This window comes from Haladaptatus sp. SPP-AMP-3 (assembly GCF_049568665.1).
Lineage (GTDB): Archaea > Halobacteriota > Halobacteria > Halobacteriales > Haladaptataceae > Haladaptatus > Haladaptatus paucihalophilus.
In genome coordinates, this window is the sequence record NZ_CP145902.1 from 269,902 (window position 1) to 291,430 (window position 21,529).

At 50.0% G+C, this 21,529-nt stretch carries 16 protein-coding genes; 9 read left to right on the plus strand and 7 right to left on the minus strand.

Annotated elements, in window-relative coordinates; genetic code table 11:
• Positions 1 to 31: 31 nt before the first annotated feature.
• A complete protein-coding gene (locus V5735_RS24145; RefSeq protein WP_423747293.1) occupies positions 32 to 394 on the plus strand; it encodes a DUF7344 domain-containing protein in 363 nt (120 codons plus the stop codon).
• Positions 395 to 964: 570 nt separating this feature from the next.
• Positions 965 to 2,362, plus strand: a complete 1,398-nt coding sequence (locus V5735_RS24150; RefSeq protein WP_423747294.1) for a M14 family zinc carboxypeptidase — start codon at positions 965 to 967, stop codon at positions 2,360 to 2,362.
• Positions 2,363 to 2,398: 36 nt separating this feature from the next.
• Here the strand turns inward: V5735_RS24150 and V5735_RS24155 are convergent, their stop codons facing one another.
• Positions 2,399 to 2,977 carry a GNAT family N-acetyltransferase gene (locus tag V5735_RS24155; protein WP_423747295.1) on the minus strand — a complete coding sequence of 193 codons (579 nt, stop codon included), beginning with the start codon at positions 2,975 to 2,977 and terminating at the stop codon, positions 2,399 to 2,401.
• A 160-nt stretch (positions 2,978 to 3,137) separates the two neighbouring features.
• Between V5735_RS24155 and V5735_RS24160 the strand changes: the two genes are divergently transcribed.
• Positions 3,138 to 3,641 carry a GNAT family N-acetyltransferase gene (locus tag V5735_RS24160; RefSeq protein WP_423747296.1) on the plus strand — a complete coding sequence of 168 codons (504 nt, stop codon included), beginning with the start codon at positions 3,138 to 3,140 and terminating at the stop codon, positions 3,639 to 3,641.
• 82 nt (positions 3,642 to 3,723) lie between these two features.
• On the opposite strand, the gene V5735_RS24165 is transcribed toward V5735_RS24160, so the two are convergent.
• Positions 3,724 to 4,230: an NUDIX hydrolase gene (locus V5735_RS24165; protein WP_423747297.1), complete on the minus strand. Its 507-nt coding sequence runs from the start codon at positions 4,228 to 4,230 to the stop codon at positions 3,724 to 3,726.
• A gap of 479 nt (positions 4,231 to 4,709) precedes the next feature.
• Here V5735_RS24165 and V5735_RS24170 point away from each other — a divergent pair, with 479 nt between their 5' ends.
• Complete coding sequence (locus V5735_RS24170; RefSeq protein ID WP_423747298.1) at positions 4,710 to 6,686, plus strand: hypothetical protein; 1,977 nt, start codon at positions 4,710 to 4,712, stop codon at positions 6,684 to 6,686.
• A 1,021-nt stretch (positions 6,687 to 7,707) separates the two neighbouring features.
• Here the strand turns inward: V5735_RS24170 and V5735_RS24175 are convergent.
• On the minus strand, positions 7,708 to 8,370 hold the full coding sequence (locus V5735_RS24175) for a hypothetical protein (RefSeq protein ID WP_423747299.1): 663 nt from the start codon (positions 8,368 to 8,370) through the stop codon (positions 7,708 to 7,710).
• Positions 8,371 to 8,590: 220 nt separating this feature from the next.
• On the opposite strand from V5735_RS24175, the gene V5735_RS24180 reads away from it, so the two are divergent.
• Entirely contained in the window at positions 8,591 to 10,489 is a 1,899-nt protein-coding gene (locus tag V5735_RS24180; protein WP_423747300.1) for an ABC transporter permease, read from the plus strand.
• Here the strand turns inward: V5735_RS24180 and V5735_RS24185 are convergent.
• Positions 10,486 to 11,397 carry an ABC transporter ATP-binding protein gene (locus V5735_RS24185; RefSeq protein WP_423747301.1) on the minus strand — a complete coding sequence of 304 codons (912 nt, stop codon included), beginning with the start codon at positions 11,395 to 11,397 and terminating at the stop codon, positions 10,486 to 10,488. The two genes, V5735_RS24180 and V5735_RS24185, sit on opposite strands and share 4 nt — an antisense overlap.
• A 395-nt stretch (positions 11,398 to 11,792) precedes the next feature.
• A complete protein-coding gene (locus V5735_RS24190; protein ID WP_423747302.1) occupies positions 11,793 to 11,957 on the minus strand; it encodes a hypothetical protein in 165 nt (54 codons plus the stop codon).
• 203 nt (positions 11,958 to 12,160) lie between these two features.
• Between V5735_RS24190 and V5735_RS24195 the strand changes: the two genes are divergently transcribed.
• The 4 genes from V5735_RS24195 (at position 12,161) to V5735_RS24210 (ending at position 16,111) form a co-directional block, all read left to right on the plus strand.
• Positions 12,161 to 12,484, plus strand: coding sequence for a HalOD1 output domain-containing protein (locus V5735_RS24195; RefSeq protein ID WP_423747303.1), 324 nt, complete (start codon positions 12,161 to 12,163; stop codon positions 12,482 to 12,484).
• A 676-nt stretch (positions 12,485 to 13,160) separates the two neighbouring features.
• Positions 13,161 to 14,150, plus strand: a complete 990-nt coding sequence (locus V5735_RS24200; RefSeq protein WP_423747304.1) for a linear amide C-N hydrolase — start codon at positions 13,161 to 13,163, stop codon at positions 14,148 to 14,150.
• Positions 14,151 to 14,533: 383 nt separating this feature from the next.
• The gene (locus V5735_RS24205) at positions 14,534 to 15,010 is read left to right on the plus strand and encodes an HdeD family acid-resistance protein (RefSeq protein ID WP_423747305.1); all 477 of its coding nucleotides are present in this window, start codon (positions 14,534 to 14,536) and stop codon (positions 15,008 to 15,010) included.
• 225 nt (positions 15,011 to 15,235) lie between these two features.
• Positions 15,236 to 16,111, plus strand: coding sequence for a hypothetical protein (locus tag V5735_RS24210; protein WP_423747306.1), 876 nt, complete (start codon positions 15,236 to 15,238; stop codon positions 16,109 to 16,111).
• A 241-nt stretch (positions 16,112 to 16,352) separates the two neighbouring features.
• Here the strand turns inward: V5735_RS24210 and V5735_RS24215 are convergent, their stop codons facing one another.
• Together V5735_RS24215 and V5735_RS24220 are read right to left on the minus strand one after the other, a co-directional pair.
• Complete coding sequence (locus tag V5735_RS24215) at positions 16,353 to 17,126, minus strand: TrmB family transcriptional regulator (RefSeq protein WP_423747307.1); 774 nt, start codon at positions 17,124 to 17,126, stop codon at positions 16,353 to 16,355.
• Positions 17,119 to 20,880 (minus strand): MMPL family transporter, encoded by a 3,762-nt coding sequence (locus V5735_RS24220; protein WP_423747308.1) that lies wholly within the window; start codon positions 20,878 to 20,880, stop codon positions 17,119 to 17,121. The genes V5735_RS24215 and V5735_RS24220 overlap by 8 nt, the downstream gene beginning before the upstream one ends.
• Between the last annotated feature and the right edge of the window lie 649 nt (positions 20,881 to 21,529).

The window sequence follows — 21,529 nt, forward strand, 5'->3', positions numbered from 1 at the left end:
TATAGAACTTCCCCCAGTACTATCGATAAAAATGGACGCTTCTCCAAACGATACCGACGAGCGATGTTCACTTGACGAGGTATTCAAACTCCTGGCTGATACCCACAGACGCCACATCCTTATCCATCTCATCGAGACCGCAGATCAACCTGTGCCGCTCGAAACACTCGTCGAGCATCTCCAGACCCGCGCTAACACTAATCGTGAGCAGTTGCAAACTCATCTTCATCATCTCCATCTGCCCAAACTTGCTGATTATGGCGTAATCGAGTACAATTCCTCACTACAGCTCGTTTCGTACACGGAGCACCCACGTCTCGAAGCACTATTGCAGGTGGGACAAAGCCTCAGTGACCGGGACTATGAATCGGATGTGAACGAATCCAACTCGTAGCACTCTACGGATCGACGGCAGCAACGGAAACGGTCCGGTCAGAATGAATCGTAATGTGATACCCAATATACTCAAAGCTCACTTCTGGCGACCATGCTGATAGAGCGCTTCGAGTGCATTTGTGCCTGTTTTAGCAATATCGGCGTAGGAATCCCCTTGTGCAGTGCTTTGTCCGGGTCGACCTTCGTGACGTGATCCCACTGCGTCCATGGAGCCGCCATAGCTCACCGTAATGCAATGAGGCGCAAACTGCTTTCCCTTTATCTACGTAGAGTTCGAACTGTGAACTTGATCCACTCCCTATGAAGAGTGGATTGGTTGAGGCCCATTCGCCTCACTTCTTCATGTTGCACTAAGCAGAACTAGACGAGTCTGGTAAGTGTCTTGAGTGATGTATCTCCGTTTATGTCGTCAGAAAGTGGGACCTTGTCTTCAGGCTCAATAACGGAACTGTATTGCTTATTCGTGAGCCACCAGTTGCCGGATGTAATTCTTTTCGCAAGGTTAAACCACCACTCATATTGATTAGATAGTTATCATTATTGTGCAGCTCATGAAATGATATAACATATGAGTGACTCCGAATCAAACCCGGCTCGCACGTTCAAATCGGTCAACGAGGCGGTCCCCCGGTACGAATCGTTTCTCACAGTCGATGAACACCGAGAACGCAACCAGGCGCTCGCGTGCAACCACGATCATGTCACGTACGAGGAACACGGCGAGAGCAAGGGCGGAGAGACGATCTGGACGGTCACTATCGGCACGGGTGGCCGAAGTGCACTCTTGTTTGGGGCGCCTCACCCAAACGAGCCGATCGGCTCGATGACAATCGACTTTCTTATCCACGAACTCGCGACAAACGACGAGCTACGGGCGTCTTTGGACTACGAATTCGTCTGTATGCCGATTGCCGATATAGACGGTGTGCGACTCAATGAAGGATGGTTCGACGGGCCGTTCACGCTCTCGAACTATATCCAGAATTTCTACCGTCCACCGCCAGATGAGCAGGTCGAAGCAACATTCCCAGTCGTATATGAGAACTACTCGTTCGACGAACCGATACCGGCGACTCGTGTATTAGCAAATCTAATCAAAGCACACCAGCCAGACTTCATCTATAGTTTTCACAATCTCGAATTTGGGGGCTGTTACTACTACCTCACTGAGCCCCTCGAACCGCTTCACGACGTTCTGTTATCACTCCCAGAAGAGTATGGAGTCCCACCCCATCACGGTGAGCCAGAGTGGTTCGAGAACGACGCGTTTGATGATACCATCTATCGTCTTCGAACCTTCGAAGATCAATACGAGATGGTACACGAGGATGATGATACCGAACCCGAAGAGGTACTGCTCGGTGGCAATGCCTATGACTACGCTAACCGGTTCGATGACGATGTCGTTGAGTTCATCGTTGAACTCCCGTATTTCTACGACCCACAGATACAGGACCAGACTGAACTGAATCGCACCCGTGAGGATGTCATCCAAGAGGGTGTCGAGAGTCGGCGAAGACTCCTCGAAGAAATGGGGAATGTCGTCAAGTCCGTCGGTGAGTACCTGCCGGACACGCCGATGGCACGCGAGTCGATGGGGGTCGTCGCTCATTTCGAGGATGAAGGTGAGTCAAAAGTCGAATGGGCTGAATCAGCCTCCGAGACGGACAACCCAGCAACGGTTGCCCAGTACGTCGACGAGGGGTTTCTCAGACAGTGTTATGTGTTGAGATATGCTGGGATGTTGTTGCGGTCGATCGATCACACTGCAATGAGTGCTGACGAGGAAACACACGAGCAACTCATGGACGCAAAGGCAGTGCTCGAGGACATCTTGCACGACCGAATCAGCGAGATACGGGAGCACCTCAACTACGAGACGATTCCGATTTGGAAGCTCGTCGCGATTCAGGCTCGTGCGGGCTTAGTGTGTTTGGACTATCGGCAAGGGGCCGCTGATGAATGACTCGGTAAGATAGCGGACCAAGAACCGAGAATATTTTCACTGAGTCGCGTTCTGATACTGTTCTTGAGTGACCGTGTACCGATGGGCATTGGCGAGATCACCATTATTCGGCCGAAAATTCCTGAAGAGCCCATCGTACTGCCCACCGTACTGCTCAATGTATTTCTCAATTGCACGTCGTGACTGCTCGTTCCCTTCGAGAGTAAAGACTGCAAGCAGTTCGAGATCAAGCGTTTTGAAGACAATTTCTGTGAGTACTGCGGCTCGTTCGCCAGACAGACCACGTCCCCAGAACTGCTTTCGTAACCAGAGCCGAATTGTTCCCGTTCGACGACCCCAATGCACATCGATCCCAGTCATCCCCACAGGTTCGGAGGATTCGCGAAGGCGAAGCAAGTAACGAAAGTCCTCTCCTTGCTCCCAGTTTGATTCAGCATTAGTGAGTAGATCGTGAGTCTCTTTTGGTGTCTGATGAGGATCCCAGGGAAGGTACTCTGTCACGTCTTCGATACCAGGATCGCTGGAACAAATGTTATAGAGGTCGAAGAGATCGATGGCATCGTGAGTCAGTCGCTCGAAGATGAGGTGGTCGGTTTCGATTCGCTCAGGAATCATATCCGTAGTTGCTGGGTAGCTACTATGAAGATTCGGTGAAGAATCACGTATTGAGATGGATTGGAAAATTACACGAGTTGGGACGAATGCGAGGTTCAATTCGACAAAAGATGATTCTCCGAGAGCGTGGACTTATTAGTGATTTTGTTGGAATGTTCGTATGGATGTGAACCTCCGTGAGGCTGATCCAGCCGACGCACAGAGCATCTGTGCTGTCCACCTCGCGTCGATCGAGGGGTTAGCTGGACAGAGTTATACCGAAGTCCAGGTCTCAGCGTGGGGCCATGAGCGGAACCCCGAAGAGTATCCTATCACCGCTTCGGATACATACTTTCTTCTGGCCGAGAATGAGCATCGACTTCTGGGATTTGGATGGATGAAACCGAACGCCGATGGTTACTTCCAGAGCGATGTCTACGGAGAAATCACCGCTGTCTATGTCCATCCATCGGTTGCCCACCAAAGGATTGGATCCCAGATTTACACCGGATTAGAATCCTACGCTCGGGAGAAAAACATCGATTCGTTGGGACTGTGGGCATCTCTCAATGCGGTACCATTCTACGAAGCGCATGGATACACCCAGGTCATTGACCACGTACACGAGTTTGATGACAGCATCGAGGGGACTGTCGTGGAAATGCGCAAACCTCTCGAAGATTAAACAGGCGCCACGAGTCGCGCACAGATTGATTTGGAGGTGTCGGTGTGTCTCCATTTCCACGTATTATGTAGCAAAAAACCGGCTAGCGGTGAGACCGAACTCGTTTGAGAACCCGTTGTGCTAATTCCCGTTCGAAAACATTCGGTGGAAGTGTTTCAAACCACTTTGCATCAGTAATCGGCTCCCCTGGTTCGCCAAGATTATCCCCGATCTCAGGTGACGTGGGGTGTGCCGAGAAAAGAACAACATTGAATGACCGCGACTGACCATCGCATTCGACACAATTGTGGACCACTGCATGCGGACGATGAGGAACAATTTCGACGCCCGTTTCCTCCGCTACTTCTCGAATGGCTGTATCCGCCAGGTTTTCACCCGGGATAACAGAGCCACCCGGAAGCAACCACGACTCGTCGTCATCATGATACGCGAGGAGGATCCGATCATCGTCGTCGAGAACCACCGTTGTGACGACCCACCCAGCGGTGAATGCTTCATTATGGGCAAGGGCATCAAATGAGGCAGCATCGACGTGCTCAGTAACGGTGTCCTCGATTAGTTGTGAGTACTGTTCTCGCGGATCGCTCACGTCCATTCCTAATCAGCTAGATGAGAGCTAAATATTTAATATGGTCCATCAAGATAGTTTGAATGTCTTCTCTAGGCCGTAGCGACAGCACTCAGCTGTCAGCGGCCGACTGTCACACGTCACGTGGCATACCAGCTATGAAACGAGATGTCCACGACGACCTCGCAGCACAGTTTACGAGCTACCGAATCGTGCGCCAACTTCACGATATGCCGCCGCACGAAGTCCGTTGTCTAAGAGTACTTGTAAATAGAACTGAAATAGCCATATTTAAGATAATACGATAGATAGTCAATTATAAATGGACAAGGCCCTCCAACCGTTTGTTCACTCTCCCTCTAATAATCAATATTCAAATCACACTCTCACAGAGGAATGGTCGATAACGGCCAGAAATTTGCAACATCGTTCAGCAACGATTGAGCCACCTGTTTCCACGTCAGAGATCCGTTATCTGAGAATTGAACGAGGTGAGACGTATGTTGGGAAAGATAAGTAGTTGGTTACAGCACCGCCGGTTCGACGTGGATGCTGCAATTCTTGGCTTGCTCCTCGCACTAGGATTGTTTCCATTGCGATTTTTTGCTTCCCAGATCTATATCAAGACAATCCCCATTTTTCTCGGTCTCGGCTGTGCGCTGTACTTGCTCGCTGTTCGGAATAACCGAGCCTCTCCATATGCCTATCCATCGGTGTCTCGCTCGGTAGCACAGCTCCTGTCAATAATTGGCTTTGTAATTATGACCGTGATGGTAATCGAGGCACTCCACGCAGGGGAGCGGTCACCACTATTTCACATCCTTTCGGGAGGGACTGGTACACTCATCCTCTTACAGATCTTATTCGTCGACGACGAGGACTTCCGCCCGTCACTCCTGTTGATTCAGATCCTCTCACTTGCATTCGTCATCCGGTTTATGGCGCTGTATACGACACAGACGTACATTGGGATCGACATCTGGACCCATATGACACAGTTGGCACAAGGAGTATATAATCAGCATTCGCTCGCCGCGATGAATGGGAACAAGCACATTGCTGCTCCATTGTACCATCTGTTAGTTGTCTCGGCCTCGATGCTGTACGATGTCTCGCTCCGCAATGCCCTGTACCTCTCTGTGGGAGTGGTAATGCCGATGAGCATTCTGCTCGTGTACGGCGCAGCGAAGCTGATGACTCCGATTCGGTGGGCAGTGTTTGCCGCGATGCTCTACTCGTTTAGTGATTATTTCTTCGAGTGGGGAATTCATCTCATCCCAACGAGTCACGGTCTTTTGTTCTTTATTGCAATTATTTTCGGGCTATTGCGAATCATGCAATTAGACTACGATGCACGCGATTTCGGTTTGCTCGTTTTCCTGTCGGTCGCAATTATCCTTACTCATCAAGTGTCGACATTTATCATGCTCGTCGTCCTGCTTTCAGGGCTGCTTGCCCAGCTACTTCTCCGGTCCAATCTGCTTCAAGCCACAGCACAACGGCCGGGGAAATACCGTAAGCGAGAGCAAGTCAATCTGGCAGGATTGCTCACGTTTGATTTAGGGCTCATGACGTTCATGTGGTCATTCACGCCATACAACGGCAATTCATTCATGGAAACGGTCCTCTTGTATCTCGAAGAGACGTTGGTCTCGAGTGCTGGGTTTTTACAGCTCGCAGAGAACAATTCGAATGCGATTTCGCTCCCTCCACCAACGTTTACACAGCAGGTTGTGACGTATATCGATACGATGGGTTTCCTGATTCTCTTCGGGTTAACTGTCGTTGGCTGTCTGTATATCTTGCGCCGGAAACGGATGACCCATTCACAGTTCACACTCCTATTTGCGACTGTTGTGATGACGGTTTTTACACTGGGATTGCCAATGTTCGGTATTCGGAACTTCATTCCTCAACGCTGGTTTGCGTTTCTCTACGTGCCGATGGCCATTCTTGCTGCCTTCGGAGTGAAGTATCTGGTGAACAACCTGAATCGCCAAATCCTGGTTGCGACCTTGCTCGTCGTTGCGATGCTCTATCCGAGTGTGATGGTGATATCTAGCCATGGAACTATTGACAGTCCGCTGTTTCCGGATGAGCAAGGACAACTAACATACACAGAATCCGAAATCGTCGCTGTTCACACGATTGGAACACTAGCTGGATCATCGGAGTCCGCGCCAGATTCACCAGTCCTTCGGATGGACCAACCCTACAATACCGTATTCAATCGTACTGGTGCGTATCCTGCGGATGTGATCAATCTCTCGGTGACTGGTGGGGCGACAAACCACCCCATGACGGTGTATCGCACGGCCCAATCGTCAGCGTCCCCGAAATTTGTACTCGTGAACCGGAGTGCAAATGCGAGTGTTCCCGTTCGCCGGTCTATTCTCAAAGAGCGAATTTGCCGGCCAAATCAGAGTGTACTCTACAACAATGGTGAGGTTCTGCTCTGTGTGAATAGGACAATCTGAGGCAGCTTCTTTGCCCGCTTCTGCTAACGAGGTTGGATAGCAGAAACTCCTACGGAAAACAGTTACCGGAATTCCGCAGTAATATCTTGTTGTAGAATTTGGACATCAACATTGAAAGAGCTTCCGATAGATTATTAATATACAGCAATGAGGAATCAGTTACTGCAGTACGTCACAGAATGGCGGACATGGTGGGACCTTGCGGCGATAGCGTTTCTTATCGCGTCGCTATCTCTTCTGCTCCGTCTGTCGATCCCGCATGCTCTCTTGGTTATGCGGTGGGGATTTCTTGGGTCAATCGTGCTCTTTTTCATCGGCTTTGGCTGCCTTCATTGGACCCAAGAATCATCGAGGTCCTCATAATGAAATTCTCGAGGGAGCCAAAGGTAAAGCGAAGGATGGTTTGACTGTGGCTGTGGTGATCGGCCTACTGCTCTTGGTAGCCTCAGGAGACGTGGACAGACCTAATTTCGATGAAGTGGAACAATCGAGAGAGACACAACTAACTTCAGGAAGAGTACAGGACGCGTAGCTAACGGTCTAATGGGCACTGTCTAGATAAGGACGAGCAGGTCGAAGAGCTAGTTGTTCATGCTACTCTCAAACCTGCTCGTCCTTATCTAGACAGTGCCTCTAAATAAGAAATGTCAAGCGAAAACGGTACGATCGACGAGGTTTTATGTACAATTCAAAAGCGACCGATTCTTGAACAAGAGTGGCTCCACTGTGAGAAGACGGGACCCGGCTACTTTACCAGAAATATAATCATCGTGTTGACAAATAGTTCGGTAGCTATACACGGGAGAGACATTGAAACGCCATTCTACAACGGTATTTCTTAACTAGACAATCAGATTTTTCGTTATTCCTATAATCACTGGAGACGACTCTAATCGCCCGACAACCGGATACCAGTCGAGAAAGAGCTCAACTAGACGGTTCCTGGCTCGCTATTCTTCGATGAAAATAATTTTATCTATATTATGGTTCTTGGAGTATAGATTATCCACCCAATCTTGTACTAGAGAACTTTCCTATTCGCACTTTTATTGATATTGCCGTTGTCGTATGCAATAATATCTAATATTGCCTGATTCGTGGAAATATGCTGTCCTGCGACCGAGTGACTGAACCGTAACTTTCGTTTTGCATCAACAGCCCCAGCAGTATCCACATTTGAATAATCTATTCCTTTGTAATGCCACAGCGAGTTCGGAGCATTCCCGTTTGAAGAAAGTGATCTATAAGTAACGTTATTGTTACTGGGGTAATAGTCACAGTCCAGAGTCATAGATGCTTTCCAGATTGTCGTGTTTGTCTCCTTTACCTTATGTGTATACGACACGCTAGGAGATATGGGAATGGATTTAGGAGTGATAGCATTCTCTGGGCTGATTTCCGTTGTCGTGACTCGCTCGTACGCATCTCTCACCAATTCGAGTTGCTTTTCGTCCAATTCACTGTAAGCTTTGACGACACTGTCGGTTTCTCCTTGTTCAAGCGACCGTGTCACGAACTCATCGACCTGATTGGGCTTGTTCTCAACGACCATATCGGCCGAAACTGCGTCATCTTGACTGGGCGTTGCACTACTTAGGCCGCCAAGTAGACCGACGCTAGCCGTAACTCCAAGACCTTTGACTACGTTCCGTCTGTTCAGCTGATTGCGTTTATCTTTCGCCATAGGCTACAAAATTCTATTACTTCCACCTCAATATAATATTTTTGTATTTAATGAATATAAATAATATAAAATATAGAATTTATATATTTAGTATAGTGTGATAAGAAAATATTCCAGATAAGTACGATAACTGTTGTTTTGATGGACCTGGATTTATACTCGTTCAATACGCTTAGAAGGACAGGTTTAAGCAATCAGGGCGAAGTTCTAACCGTGAAGAATGCGTGTGCATTTTACTAAACTACTCTCGGTTTCACGAAGAGAGTACCAAACTATTCTTAGCCGACGACTGTTTCTAATCGTCTCCATTACTGCTTTCGCTGTAGGGTTGGCAACAACTTCATTACGACCAACGACTGTCCAGACACTCGGTGGGGCGACACCCATTGCAGACGTTCAGGGGACAATTGCTTTGTTAGTACCATTCGTTGCAGCTACATTTGGTTACCGTGCGGTCGTTGGCGAACGGGAGTCCGGAACAATTCGCATTCTCGCGGGAACCCGTCTTTCCCGCACGGATATCATCCTCGGAAAAATCGTCGGACAAACAGTTGCAACATTCACACCAGTTATCTTTGGAACCACTCTTGTCGTCGTCGTCGATATATTCTCATTGAATAGGTTTTCCGTTGGAATCGCTCTTGAGTTCGTAATAGTGGCACTAATATACACTTTTGCCGTCGTCGCTATCATCGTCTCTATCTCGACGCTTGCCTCCTCATCGGTTCAATCAGCAGTCCTCATCGGTATCACCGTGCTTGCTGGATTGCTATTATGGAGCGATTTGATGGTGATTTTCCTTTGGGATACGTTTACAGGCACAGTTCCTGGGAATAGTTTGCGGTATCCGAACATCTTCGAGCTAGCTTCCCGATTGTCACCGAATGATGCCTACTATGTCCTCACTAATTGGATTCTCGATGTACCAATCGGAACGGATAGTGCCGTTACTCAACTTACTGGGCCATTGAATGAAGGTGTAAAAGGAGAGTCACGACCTCTCTATCTCACACCGTGGTTCTCTCTTATACCTCTTGTTGGTTGGCCATTTGTGTTAGTGTTATTCTCACTTCTAACGTTTGAAAATAGATCACTTACTGTCCGGCCCGATGAGAAATTTAACTGGGTTCGCCGACTGCAAATCCCATGGAATCGTCTATCTAATTGGGTTTCTTTTGGGAACATCCTTAGCAGAAGAGATCTCTTCTCTTGGCTCCCCGGACGATGGCAGTCGATCGCACAACGTGAGTTCCGTATCCTCTCACGATCACCTGGAATCTGGCTCCTCGGTGTTCTCATTTTCGTAACCAGCATCTCCAGTCTCGCTGTTCAAGATATCGTCAAGAACTATCTTGGTCCACTCGTCCCATTAGCTGTTTTGCAAACTCCTGGAATTACATTGTTCGCAGGTAGTGGTGCCGTATTTTTCACATTCCGTGCACTGTCCGAAGAGCGTCGTTCGGGAAGTATTCGCTTGACAGCGGGAACAAAAGCGTCGCGTGCTGACGTCATTATTGGTGTCCTTATTGGACGTACAATTGCTTTCGTAATTCCTGTACTGATAGCAATTGTACTCACCTGTGTCGTTGCAATTCCGCAGTACAGTGCTGTTCCTCCAGTGCAGTTACTCGAGTTTCTCGCGGCGAGCGTGGGATTTTTGTTCGCAATGGCTGCTGTTGGAGTTGCGATCTCTACGCTTAGCCGACATCGAGTTGTCGTTGGTGGGTTAGCATTTTTATTCGTTGCTCTGCCGTTTTATTGGGAACCACTAATAAATTCGTTTTATAGTATTGCAACCGGGAACACGGTCGATCTCGTCCACCCACCACAGGATCCGACATACTTCCTACTTAAATGGTTGTTGCCACAGAATTTGTATCGCGTTCTCACGAACTGGCTCCTTGGTGTTCCAAATTCGAGTGGAACTGCCCTTTTTGTTACATCAGACATGTTACAACAATCCACCGTCTCGAATATCACAACAGTGGGGTCTGTATTTGGGACAAATATACCGGTTTGGTACCTTCATCCAATTATAGCCGTGGTTGGCTTGATGCTCGTGCTTGGAGTCTCGCAGATCTTCTCTGTTCTTGTCTTCTCTCGTAGCGATTTAGATTAGTTCTTGGGTGTATTGTCAGCTAACATGATGAAAGCATCTTCGATGGTCTCGTTTTCGACGTGGAAGTCAGAAACAGAAAGATCAAATTCGAAGATTAATTCGAGGATTCTGAACTGGTCTTCGGGTCGACAGATGATTGTCACCCCTTTCTCTTTCTCGTTGATTCCAGTGACGGATTCCATATCTTCGAGAAGCCGATGGAGTTTCTCTGGTAGCGGCGTGTCGATTGACAGCCGTCGTTCAGTTCTAACAGTTTTCCGGAGCTCCGTGGGAGTTCCTTCGAAAAGAAGTGTTCCATCGTCCAGTAAGCCAACTCGATCGCAGACACGTTCGACTTGATCGAGAACGTGGGATGAAAACAAGACAGTTGCGCCGCGCTCGCGCTCGTCAGCGACGATCTCTCGGACTAGACGAACACCATGCGGGTCAAGACCAGAGAATGGTTCATCGAGAATGAGTAGATCTGGCTTCCCTGCGATAGCCATTGCGAGCCCGAGGCGCTGTTGCATACCCTTTGAGTAGTTGCTAGCATACTCATCAGCTGCACTGTGGAGTCCAACCCGGTCAAAAATGAGGTCAATATCGTCGCAATCATCATTTGCGTCGAGAATATATTTGACGTGTTCACGCCCTGTAAGCCGCTGATACACGCCAAATCGGTCTGGAAGAATTCCGGTCCGTGAGTGGATGGTTTCGGACTCTGTCTGCACATCGAGGTCAAAGACTGTTGCACTACCACTGGTGGGTCGTGTGTAGTCCATTAACATATCGATGGTGGTCGATTTTCCGGCTCCGTTCGGCCCCAAAAAACCATACACTTCTCCGCTTTTGATGGTGAGTGAAAGATTGTCGACGACTGTTTTGTTATTATATGATTTCGTGAGATTAGTAGTGTTAACTGCAATCATATTAGAGCATTATCGAGCAAATTAAAAAATATACTCATCTCTTTGGCCGAACAGCATTGCTCTGTAGGGTGTTAGGACATCACGATCTACTTCGTGGATAGAAGTACGATCACGGCACATAGTTTGATAAACCAGATGAAGGCCTTAATCTCTACGTGATGTGTCTGATAAGTTCGAAGATATTGGGCGTCGTCTTATTAGACCAGTTTGTTAAGCGAGCAATCCGTTGGTCTTGGTGCGTATATCCAAGGAATCGCTCACCGAGATGTTAGAACGGAGAATTGTGTATATCGAAACCAGGAAAGCAGCTAGCATCGCATTACGAATCATACATAGATTGAGTCGGGGGTCCCGGGGTGGTGTTACTTCCGCTTATGGAATTAACAGGCAGAAAATCAGGTCCAGTCTTCTTGTTTGTCCTCGTCAGTGAAGGTATTGTCAATCGCATTGAGTAGACTACCAGATGGCACTTCTGGCTTGGTGGCGATTACTGCCATCAATTCCCACGCTCGTTGTTGCCGATCTAAATCAAATTGTTTGGTGGGTTCATCGCCAGCCATACCACACGTGAATACATATAGCGTTAGTATGATCTACTAATCCATGTGAATACCTATATCATACAAAAACGAGTGAGAGATGAACAAGAGAAGGCCGAAAGCGTTCGCTGGTCGGTAATGTACGAGACGGTCAATTGGCGTGCCATGAATAAAAAAGACTGAAGCGGTGGATACAAGCCATCCAGTTTGCTAGTTTTGATTTGATGGCGACCCAACAACTGTCTCTTCAGTGTTCCTGTACCCCGGCATACAAAACGTGGGCAAAGCCAGAAGGAGAAATACCCCCATCTGCAGCAATTATTGAAGGACTCGCTGAAGTCGAAGACGCCAATCCATTAGAACTCGATCCGCTGCTTGAGCAGATTGACCTTGATGCTGTTGATCAACTGTTGGACCACTCTGACGGAGCCCAATCAGCACTTCTTAGTTACTCTCTTGGTCGCTGGAACGTGTTTGTTCGACAGGATGGACACATTCTCATCTGTGACTCTGACCGGCAAACAGATCCGTCGCCTATATTCGACTGAGTTAGCACGGAGAAATTCATGTTGATTCATATAGGGCGTAGGTAGAGTAACATCGAGAGCGCTACCTACCATACCAGGGTAAAAACAGCTGAAGTGGTGGTTAGTTCCGCAGTTCCTTTCGGCCCGTTCTCACGCATGGCCAACACGGGAACCCATTGAGGCCGCCACAGTCACAGTCTTCAGGGTTGGTATCGTCGTCCTCGGATGGGAAGGCCTCAAGCGTCCCGTCGTCGGTTGCATTCTCAACGGCAGCCATGTATTTGCAAAAGGCGTTCCGGTGGACGTGGTGCGGGCAGGTGCAGGCCATCAGTTCCTCAGTCACATCGTCGATGGAGACTGTGCACTGGTGGTCTGCGGGCTTGTCGTGGCTCTCGTTGGTAGCTTCGACGAGCCTAGAGATCGGTTGAAAGAAAACTGTTGGGCTTGTGCGCGGTTTTGTGCCGTCTCATGAGCGTTACAAGCTTGGGTCAGAATGCCCCTAACGATGAACTATAATTCCGACAGACAAATTATCAACCATTCTAAATTATAGACATTCATTTGACAATGAGTATGTAATACTGACGGCGGTGTACCGTGACTCCGAAACGAATGTTTATGGGATCAGATGTCGATCTACTGACTCATGGGTCTCATTAATGTGTTACTGCCCCAGCCCATAGGAGGTCAGTCCTAAATGTGTACTCGTCTCTCCTATCTAGGACCTGACGATCGGACTCTCACTGCCCGATCAATGGATTGGAAAGAAGATATCGGAACGAACATCTGGACGCTTCCCCGTGGCATCGAGCGCGATGGCAAGGTTGGTCCAGCCTCGATGAGCTGGACAGCTCAATATGGAAGTGTGGTCGCTACCGCCTATGAAGTGATCACGACTGATGGCATGAACGAAGCTGGTTTAGTAGCCAACTTGCTTTGGTTGCCCGAGTCGGAATATCCAGATTGGAATGGCGACTCACCAGCCATGTCAATCTCGTTGTGGGCACAGTACATGCTGGATAATTTCGAGACAGTCGCCAAGGCTGTAGAGTATGTTCGTCGCGAGGATTTTATAGTTGTAACCGATCAAGTTCCGGGCCAAGATCGGTTGGCGGCACTGCATCTATCTCTATCAGATGCCACGGGAGACAGTGCGATTATGGAATATATCGATGGCGAGTTGGTCATTCACCATAACCGTGAGTATCAAGTCATGACCAACTCGCCGACTTTCGACAAACAGCTTGCATTAGCCGAGTACTGGGACCAGATCGGTGGCACGGTCATGCTACCGGGAACAAACCGGCCAGCCGACCGGTTCACGAGAGCCCGTTTCTACACCAACGCGATTCCCCAGGTCGAAGATCGCCGTACCGCGACTGCCAGTGTATTTAGTGTAATTCGAAATGTATCGGTGCCTCACGGTATCAGCACTCCGGATGCACCGCATATTTCGTCAACACGCTGGCGAACGGTTGTGGATCATAAAGATTTAATTTACTACTTTGAATCTGCGCTTACGCCCAACGTCTTTTGGGTAGAATTAGACAATATCGACGTCTCATCTGAAGCCGATGCACAAGTCCTCAATCTGGGACCGAATCAGTCTAACACCTTCTCCGGTGAAGTGTCCGATCAAATGGTTACAAGCGAACCATTCTCGTTTCTCGGAGTTACTGCCGAGTAGTAAGCACGTTATTGGGCCGTCGAACACCGAATATAGGCAAAGTAACCGTCACAGACCACTATTTTGGGTGGTGGATTTTTTGCCGTTTTGCGATGAGTGTTCTTCGATCGAGTAAATGATGTCCAGCGTAATCGTATGAGACTTCTTCTGCAGAGGTCACGTGATTGCTCTTGATAGTACGGAGAATCGCGATACGGAAGTACTCCTCTCACGATCTTGTTTAAAGCGAAAACACAACCCTAACCGGATACATCGTATGTATTCGGAGTTCAACGACAGTTACACGTGCTCGCATTCTGGAGGGTGATGATGTGCTACCAGAACTGTGTTTGAACGATTTTACGCTTTTTTACCCTTCTTCATGAACTGCGTTCGGGAAAACAATGAGTCAAGCTACAAGCGTCGACACGAGTTTAGAGCAATTCCACGGCGGGGTGGTAGCAGGAGCCATCATCGTAGTACTCGGTTTTCTTGCAATCCTATTCCCATTTTTCGCGGAAATATCGGTATCGGTACTTTTTGGTGCGCTCTTGGTTGTCGGTGGAACCGTTCACGTTGGGCATGCATTCTCGGTTGGTAGTTTCTGGGGAGTTGTCTGGCAAGTTCTCCTCGGGATTCTTTACGGCATCGTGGGAATCATGTTCTTAGCGAATCCAGTTGTCGGTCTCACGTCGCTAACGATTCTTGCGATTGCGTCCTTCATCGTTGATGGGGTCGTTGAAATCGGGTGGGCAGTAGCGGGTCGGGGGAATAGACGATGGATTTGGCTCCTTGCAAGCGGTATCCTATCGCTAATCGTCGCTAGCCTGCTCTGGGTTGGGTTTCTGGCCACAGCAGTGTGGGCGGTTGATTTCTCGTGAGTATGACATTGAGCATATTTTTGCCTTTGATCGGGATTTCACGACGCTTGGGCTGACTCGCGTGCCTGCGGATATTCACTTTCCGGAGTGACGTTGGTTTGGGGATTGAGGATGGCTTTAGCTGGCTGATTTGTGTGCGTCTTCTGTCCCGTGATACAGTCAAAGATACCAGCGTGCACTCATTCGTCCGGTAGTATTTTCAACAACTGCGAGGAACTAGTGAGTATGGCGACACGTACTGAATCTCGGGGGGGTCTATCGAACGATGAACGCCCCGACACGCTCTATGCGTTCGTCGCTGGTCTCTACGTTGCCATCCTCCTTACCCCGATAGCCATTCTGGGGATTTCAACGGTTAGCACGGACGGTGCCACCCTATACGTCAGCTTCCTTGTTTCTATCACTCTCTTGGGAATCATTGCTGGGTGGCTTATTTCTCACACAGCTGGACTCGCAGTTCGGCTTGGTCGCCACGACATGGTCTGGCTGCTCGTTACGGTTCCGTTTGTTCCATTCGTCGGTGTTTTTGCAGCAGCAGGAATCGGAATTTCACCACCCGGTATTGCAGTTGTACTTGCAATGGTGACGATGATCGGTGGGATGTTTACGAGTCTGCCTCTCGTCACGATGAGCCGAAATAGATACACTACTGCTGCTGTTGCAGGGACGACTGAAATTACAGAATGGGAGGCACGGTGGCCACGACGGTGGCGACAGATCTCGTATGGCGCGATGATTATTGCAATGGTCGGTGGCGCTGTTGGAATGGTCGCCGAAGTTGTGTTTGGAGTTGACTGGGCGGGAAACCTCTACTTGCTGCTTTTTGTCTGGGCACCGCTTGCAGGAGCAGCGAACCCACGGACGTTTCGGGTTACAGATGCTGGCCTCGTCGTTGAGCGACCGATGCTGCATCGATTCCGACCGTGGACAGCGTTCACAGGCTATTCACTCAGCGACGAGGCGCTGGTGTTACACCGAAAGCGGTGGTGGCGTCAGAACCTCCGGTGTGATCGAGACGATATCGAAGATATCGATGCAGTCATTGCAGCACTCGATACGGTGATAGCTGACCACACTAGTTCATTCTCAAAAAATGTATGACTGTCTTATTTTTTAACAGTTGCACAAAGCATTTACCGAACCCCACGAAGCCACTGATTGTGGCGCGGTCATTGCTGGCACCCTGAATGGGTCCACACTGTGGGTCTGGCGCCATCACTCTCGATCCATACTCCCCCTTGCGCCTGCCACCCTCTCTTTCCTGCTCGAACGCGTGCCATTCTCTGCCCGAGCAGGAATCAAACATTCATAGCGCATTCACTGCCCCGATTTTCCAACAGGCCTACGGCTCAATGATTTTTGAAAACCAGGTCTCCAAGAGACCGATCAGAATACTGGCAAACCCAGTTCCATCGCTCCAGAAGGCGACCTCGTTTTGAGTCCTATCGTGGGTTGGAACGAGGACACTCATGAGAATAACATCGGAATCGATTGCCAGAACACGGCCACTCCGATCATTGTCGTCCGGCTTCATCGGGAACTGGCACGCCTCGAGACCGCGCTCTTCGAAAAGCTCACAAACCTCGGGATTCCCACTCGTGATGAAGACATCGATACCATCCGCTTGTGCCTTCGAAAGCGCCGTGACCACATTGTCGTCCAGTATTATCGGATCGCGTGCGCCGAAGATAATCCGGTTGTTCGCGTTGCTGGTGAGTTGGGTGACACGATCGTTGATCGTCTCTTGGCCCTTGAGCGTCCAAATATCTTCTTGGGTTTCCGTTTCGTCGATCGGCTGTTGTTGCAGAGAATCGAGTGCCTCGAAGGCGCGATCCTGCTCACGCTCGATCTTGGCCTGTAGATGGGCACGCGCTTCGTCCAGTCCCACGGCACGGAACTGTTGGGGGTTGGATTGTTGAACATCCACCAAACCCAGTTCTTCTAACCCATCGGCGGCCCCGTAGACCTGTGAACGCGGCACGTCGCTGGTTTCGCTGATCTCGCTCGCGGTCGCCTTATCGATCGGCTGCAGGGCACAGAATACCTGTGCCTCGTACTTGGAGAGTCCCAGTCGCTGTAGCGCAGCTATCGCGTCGGCTTCCGTCGAATCAGTCATTCGTTGCTCCCACATTATCCACGGTAGATTTGTCTGCCGGTTCGGCCGTCATCGAACCACCTGGTCCCAAGTACCGGGTCCACAGGGCGAGTAGGCTGGGTAGCACGAAGACACTCGCAAGGAACGAGTAGATGATCGTGAGACCCGTAATGATTCCAAACTGCTGGAGGGGAGGCAAGATGGCGAACACGAGGACACCAAACCCGCCCACGGTAGTCGCGGCACTGCCGAGAAGTGCCCCACCAGTACCGGTGACGCTCTTTCGCATTGCAACCCACACCGACGGTTGCTCGTTGAGCTCGTGGATATAGCGCTCGCTGAGATGAATACTGTAGGCGATTCCCAGTCCGACGGTCAGGCTGGTGATCAGTCCGGTTATCACGTTGAACGAGATTCCGAGGAGGTACATCGTCCCAAGAATCCAGGAGACGCTGAACGCCACAGGAAGCATCGTGATGAAACCAAGCGTTGCACTTCCGTGCAGGAAGTAGTACGTGATCATCAGGAAGATAAACGTCGCTCCGAGCGTGATGAGGAGACTTTCGATGACCGAGTTGAGCAGTTGGTCTTGAACGATCTTGAAGATGATCGGCTGCCCCGTCGCGACAGCACTGAGAGTGCTTTCCTGTTCAACCGTCTCGGCAACTGCTTTCATCTGCTCGCTAACCGCACCACCGCTTGCGCTGCCCTTGACCGAGACCGTCATGTGAATCGCTTTATACTGACCGTCATCGGTACGATAGAGCACACCTTTTGCTTGGTCGGGGGCGACAGTATACAGTTTGTCGTAGACCGACTTCAGGTTCCGATCCGGGACACCATCACCATTCGTGTCCGCATTTTCGAACGTCGTTTTGAACGAATCGTTCTCGTTCGCGACGGACCGCATAACGGACAACGGACTATCGATGTCGGGGTCTCCACTGGAGAGAACGACCGTTGAATCCTTCTCGGCCGCTTCGTTCTCTGCTTTTTCAACCGTTTCGAGCGTGGATGGCTGGGTTATATCTCCTCGTATCAGTATCTCCGCGTTGGAATCCTGGCGAAGGAAATTGTTGTTCACGTATTCCAGCGAGGATTTTACCGTATACTCTCCGGGGGCGAAGGGTTCCGGCAATTCGGTCAGTACGCCCGACGGATTGCTCGCCAGGAAATCCTCCTGCGAGAAGCTCGTATCGACTTGTGCTGCACCAGCACCGCCGAGGACGGTGAGAATCACGGCGATGGCAAGTACGATGCGTGGCGCTTTCCGAGCTACCGTCGCACCGCCAGCGAGCACCGCGCCAAGTCGTCCACCTCCGGTCCCGAACGCTCTTTTTTCCCGGTCCCAACCGCGGGCTTCCAAGAACGAATCGAGTTCGGTTTTCAGAGCGGGAATGAGCATGCCGAAGATGATCAATGCCGCCGTAATCCCGACGGAACTCACGATACCGAACTGACGAATCGGGGGCACGTCGCTGACGAGATTCGAGAGGAATCCGATCACAGCGGTTACAGTCACGAGAATCAACGCGATTCCGAGACTCGATAACGTAACCTTCATCGACCGTTCGACGCCTTCAGTACGACCTCGTTCCTCGCGATGGCGCATGAAGACGTGGATGGCGTAATCGATTGAGAGACCGATCAGTAACACTGGGACCGCGATGAATATCTGGTTGAAGTTGATACCGGTCCAGCCCATGAAACCGAACGTCCACACGAGAACGAGGGCGATGCCGAAGAGTCCCAGAACGATGTCGAGAAGATCCCGATAGGCAAATATCAAGACGCCGAGAACGAAGATGACCGCTAGGGGTCCGACGATAAGAATACTGTCGCTCATCGAACGCTGAGTCTCGTCCGAAATAATGCCGCTTCCGAAGACGAGGACGCTTGACTGGTCTGTCTTGAACTGCTCGTGAGCGATCGTCTGCATGGCGAGCTGTGAATTCATGATCCGATCGCTCGACGTCTGACTACTGGTGGTTTCACCCTCCGTCTGTTGGGTGGCAACGATCATCGTCGCGTTCGCGTCCGTGCTCCCGACTTTGTAGCTGGTCGGCATGAACGCGAACGCGCCGTCACCACCGGCACTTGCACCACCAAAACTGGAGTTCTCGGCCAGAATGGTCGTGGTCGCGTTATCGATTTCCGACTGGTTGTGTGATTCGAGGATCGACAGCTGCTCGGAAAGAGTGAAATTAGTCCCGTTTTGGAGTGCTTGCTGCTCGTTCTTGAGTTCCTGTCCGTCCTCTTTGAGCGATTCCTGAGCGTCTTTGAAATTGTTGAACTGCTCTTGGAGCTGTTGACCCTCTTCTTTGAGCTGCTCGGAATCGTTCTCCAACTCCGCTTGTGCTTCTTTCAGCTCTTGAGAGTTCTCTTGAAGTCGTTGTGAATCTTCCTTGAGTTGCGCACCGCGCTCCTTGAGCTGCTGTGAATCCGCTTCGAGCGCGGCCTGTTTTTCCTGCAGTTCCTCTTTGTCCTGCTGGAGTGCGCTAAATGCTTGCTGAAGCTTCTTGCCTTCTTGCTGTAGTTCAGCCGACCGCTCTTCCAGTTCAGCACGTTCGGCCTGCAACTGTTCTGCACTTTCTTGGAGCTGTTCGGATTGCTGTTCGAGTTCTGCCTTATCCGACTCGAGTTCGGCTGCTCGCTGTTCGAGTTGTTGGGCATCCTCTTCGAGCTCTTGGCGGTTCTGCTGGAGTGCAGCCAATTCGTTCGCGAGTTGAGCTTGGTCGGCTTTCAATTCGGCCTGCTCTTCTCGAAGAGAATCGAGACGCTGCTCGTACTCGGTATCGTTGATCGTACCATTCTGGTGGGCCTCCTCGATGGTTGCCCGTCGCTCTTGCAAACTCTCATTCCGCGCTGCAAGCTCCCGTTGGGTCTGATTGAGTTCTTGACCCCGTGCTTCCAAATTCGACTGGCGTTGTTCGAGCTCGGCTCGGCTCTCGTTGAGCTCCTGAGCACGTTGTTTGAGTTCCTCGCTCTGATTCTGGAGCTGTGCTTTGCTCTCGTTCAACTGTTGGGCTTGCGCTTGTAGCTCCTGGCCCTTCACTTGAAGCTGTACCTTGCTCTCGTTAAGCTCGTCAGAGCGTTGTTGGAGTTTTTGTCCACGTCGTTTGAGTTCCTGGCCCTCCTCTTTGAGCTCTTCACCGCGCTGTTGGAGTTCCTGTTTACTCCGATTGAGTTCGTCCGAGCGCTGTTGGAGTTCCTCTCCTCGCGCTTGCAGCTCTTCGCCCCGCTCTTTCAACTGCTCTCCCCGTTGCTGGAGTTCTTCTTTACTCTCGTTGAGTTGTTTCGAGCGGTTCTGAAGCTGTTTACCCCATTCGGTGAGATTTCCCTTTCGTTCCTGGAGGTTTTCGCCACGAGATTTGAGCTCTTCCGCTTTGTCTAATTGATTAACCGTTGTGGCGAGGATATTCGCTATCCCAACCGTTGGAGAGTCTTCGGTGAGAGTTTCGTTTACGGTGCTATTATTTCGCAGTGCTTGCTGTAACTTGATTTGATTTTTGAGTGATTCCTTAGAGAGAGTATTGTTATCACGGACGATTATTTGAGCGCTCGTCGTGTTGTTCGATCCCGTCGAAAAGTTCTCGCTAATGTAACTCTGTGCCTTCGCGGCAGAACTGCTATCACTTTGAAACGAATCGAGGGAAGAGGATTGTCCTACCATCGACGCACCCGATCCGAGAATCAACGAAAAGACGAGTAGAGTGACGATAAAAAGACGACTGTGTGTGACGATCTTGTCGCCGAGTTTGTCAGATAGTGACATTTTCACCACGTTTTCTGCGGCCTCTCAGTTTTGTTTGTAGCTGCCTACTCACAACCATTGTCGGTATTCTCCTACTCACAACAGTCCCATATTCTTTCCGAATTCTAAGAAGTATTATTGAAATATGATGTGAAAATCAGAGAATTCCTTCAGGAGGATGTAGAAATGCAGAGGGCAGCATATGGATCCATCACTTTTACCACCACTCGGGATTATATGGTTTCTATATTATCACTACGGATGCGAACGGACGTGGATTTTGTTTTTCTCGATACGGTGGGGGAAAACATCCAGATCACTGCCAAACTGACATCTGGGATATGATTTTTGAAACCTACACTGCGGGGTATCAAGCGAAACCACCTTCGTGAGGAGACCGATACGGTGAGACAGGATAGAGTGAGTGCGATGAATAAGGCCGATTTGTAGGGCAAACGAGTGGAGACGTATCTTTCGAGTGATTCGTGAGTCGGAGCTTCCAGCAGTGACTGCTCGGTGGGTCGCAGATACAGTTGAAATGGAACCGCGACCAGTGCATCACCGGCTCGAGGAGTCGCATGAACAAGGAGAATTGAAACGGAAGAAAATTGAGTCCACGGGTTGTTATCTGGTGGATTCCGGACGATGAGGGTACCACGTCGAATAGGAT

What these genes read in the sequence shown, in the direction of transcription:
- V5735_RS24180 (WP_423747300.1), top strand. Translation starts at nt 8,591, where the DNA reads ATGCGTGTGCATTTTACTAAACTACTCTCGGTTTCACGAAGAGAGTAC.
- V5735_RS24175 (WP_423747299.1), bottom strand. Translation starts at nt 8,370, where the DNA reads ATGGCGAAAGATAAACGCAATCAGCTGAACAGACGGAACGTAGTCAAA.
- V5735_RS24185 (WP_423747301.1), bottom strand. Translation starts at nt 11,397, where the DNA reads ATGATTGCAGTTAACACTACTAATCTCACGAAATCATATAATAACAAA.
- V5735_RS24210 (WP_423747306.1), top strand. Translation starts at nt 15,236, where the DNA reads ATGGCGACACGTACTGAATCTCGGGGGGGTCTATCGAACGATGAACGC.
- V5735_RS24150 (WP_423747294.1), top strand. Translation starts at nt 965, where the DNA reads ATGAGTGACTCCGAATCAAACCCGGCTCGCACGTTCAAATCGGTCAAC.
- V5735_RS24200 (WP_423747304.1), top strand. Translation starts at nt 13,161, where the DNA reads ATGTGTACTCGTCTCTCCTATCTAGGACCTGACGATCGGACTCTCACT.
- V5735_RS24190 (WP_423747302.1), bottom strand. Translation starts at nt 11,957, where the DNA reads ATGGCTGGCGATGAACCCACCAAACAATTTGATTTAGATCGGCAACAA.
- V5735_RS24220 (WP_423747308.1), bottom strand. Translation starts at nt 20,880, where the DNA reads ATGTCACTATCTGACAAACTCGGCGACAAGATCGTCACACACAGTCGT.
- V5735_RS24160 (WP_423747296.1), top strand. Translation starts at nt 3,138, where the DNA reads ATGGATGTGAACCTCCGTGAGGCTGATCCAGCCGACGCACAGAGCATC.
- V5735_RS24195 (WP_423747303.1), top strand. Translation starts at nt 12,161, where the DNA reads ATGGCGACCCAACAACTGTCTCTTCAGTGTTCCTGTACCCCGGCATAC.
- V5735_RS24170 (WP_423747298.1), top strand. Translation starts at nt 4,710, where the DNA reads ATGTTGGGAAAGATAAGTAGTTGGTTACAGCACCGCCGGTTCGACGTG.
- V5735_RS24215 (WP_423747307.1), bottom strand. Translation starts at nt 17,126, where the DNA reads ATGACTGATTCGACGGAAGCCGACGCGATAGCTGCGCTACAGCGACTG.
- V5735_RS24205 (WP_423747305.1), top strand. Translation starts at nt 14,534, where the DNA reads ATGAGTCAAGCTACAAGCGTCGACACGAGTTTAGAGCAATTCCACGGC.
- V5735_RS24155 (WP_423747295.1), bottom strand. Translation starts at nt 2,977, where the DNA reads ATGATTCCTGAGCGAATCGAAACCGACCACCTCATCTTCGAGCGACTG.
- V5735_RS24145 (WP_423747293.1), top strand. Translation starts at nt 32, where the DNA reads ATGGACGCTTCTCCAAACGATACCGACGAGCGATGTTCACTTGACGAG.